This window comes from Vibrio sp. 10N.222.55.B11, from assembly GCF_041473705.1.
Taxonomy (GTDB): Bacteria; Pseudomonadota; Gammaproteobacteria; order Enterobacterales; family Vibrionaceae; genus Vibrio; species Vibrio crassostreae_C.
Genome location: NZ_JBFRST010000187.1, coordinates 1 through 518, shown reverse-complemented (window position 1 = coordinate 518; position 518 = coordinate 1). Strand labels below are relative to the sequence as shown.

Here is a 518-nt window from a genome sequence, read left to right as displayed (position 1 = left end):
CCCCATATTCGTTCACTCTTAATGGTTTATCTGCGTTTTCATGCCACCAATCGTCAATCGATTGCAATGCGGCTCCAACTTTTTGACCATGAAACGCAACGGTTTCCTTTCCGTTCAATAGTTCGACGGTAGCTAACTGCTTAGTCGGAACACCATCTTCTCGGCTATCTAAAAACTCTTGGCTTGGGTAAACCTCATCTCCCCAACCAACTCCAATTTTAGCTTTGACATCCATATAGAAATATTCGGTCGGGTCAGAAAGGGCTCGCATCAAATAGGCTGTGAGCTTTTCTAGGTATTCTGCTGAAGCCTCATCCCAATGACCATACCAAGAAAGCCTTGTTGCGTTTTCTATAATCAAGGTTTGCGAATCACTGGTGGTCACTTCTATCGACAGGTTTCGACACTCTCTGTTGCGCCAAAGCCAACGGCCAAGCAGTATATTCTTTGCGTATCGATGAGCGAGCTCCTGATACCCATTGAGCTCTTTATAAGTATTAGCCAGTAACGAAAGTTTA

The 518-nt window shown here is 44.4% G+C and carries 1 protein-coding gene; it reads right to left on the bottom strand.

Going from position 1 to position 518, the window contains the following annotated elements; genetic code table 11:
• Window positions 1-518, bottom strand: a 518-nt coding sequence (locus AB4503_RS25660) for a type I-F CRISPR-associated protein Cas7f/Csy3 (protein ID WP_372115935.1), incomplete at both ends; no start/stop codon positions are given.